2 protein-coding genes are annotated in these 976 nt (G+C 65.0%); one reads left to right on the forward strand and one right to left on the reverse strand.

Annotated elements, in window-relative coordinates; genetic code table 11:
- Positions 1-479, forward strand: a 479-nt coding sequence (locus tag AC1D0Z_RS22825) for a phosphate/phosphite/phosphonate ABC transporter substrate-binding protein (RefSeq protein ID WP_477660412.1), incomplete at its 5' end; no start/stop codon positions are given.
- A 7-nt stretch (positions 480-486) separates the two neighbouring features.
- On the opposite strand, the gene AC1D0Z_RS22830 is transcribed toward AC1D0Z_RS22825, so the two are convergent.
- Positions 487-976, reverse strand: a 490-nt coding sequence (locus AC1D0Z_RS22830) for a M20/M25/M40 family metallo-hydrolase (protein WP_477660413.1), incomplete at its 5' end; no start/stop codon positions are given.

Consider the following 976-nt stretch of genomic DNA (forward strand, 5'->3'; position numbering starts at 1 on the left):
GGCCCGAGCCCTACCAGGCCGCCTTTATCGTGAAGAACAGCTCGCCCATCAGCAACATCGGGCAACTGAGCGGCAAGAAGATATTGATGCCCGACRAATCGTCCGCCACGGTGGCGGTTGCGCGTGCCGAGATGCGCCGCCTGAATGTGCGCGAACCCTATATTTCCTACACGCGCTATCAGGATTCCGTGTCGGCACAGGTGGCGGCAGGCCTTGCCGAGGTGGGTGCGGTCAATCCGACCATCGCCAGGAAATGGCAGGAGGGCGGGGGCCGTGTCATTGGGGAAACCCAGCCGGTGGTGAATTGGTCGGTGCTGGCCGCCCCCGGCGTGCCGGCGGACATGATCGGCCGCCTGCAGGATTCCCTGCTGGCCATGAACAGCCAGTCGGCGGGCATCTTGTCCGAGATCGGCGTCAAGCAGTGGGTCAAGGCCGAGCGCAAGGAATATCTCGCGTTGCTGGACTACACCCGCGAGTAACCTCCTATCAGCCCGGGCCGGGCCGCAGCAGATCGAGCAGGGTTCGCGCAATTACCTTGGTAGCGCGGCGCAGGTCTTCGAGTTCCAGGCGCTCGTCGGCCCGCTTGGCGTGGGATTCGAGCACCGTGCGTGGCCCGGCGCCGTAGATCACGCCGGGAATGCCGGCCTCGGCGTAGAGCCGTACGTCGGTGTAAAGCGGCGTGCCCATGGCCGGGATGGCCTGGCCGAAGAGCGCCTCGCCGTGCTTCTGGAGGGCGTCGACCAGGGGCTTGTTGCCCGGCAGCGGCCGCATCGAGTTGGCCAGCAGCAGGCGCTTGATGTCGACCGAAATGCCCTTGCAGCCAGCGGCCGCGTCGGCAATGACTTTGCGGATATTGGCTTCGACTTCGGCGGGATTCTCTTCGGGAATCATGCGGCGGTCCAGCTTGAACATCACCTTGCCCGGCACCACGTTGGTGTTGGTGCCGCCTTCAATGCGGCCCACGTTCAGGTAAGGG

The sequence above is a fragment of the Polaromonas sp. P1_E3 genome (assembly GCF_056405935.1).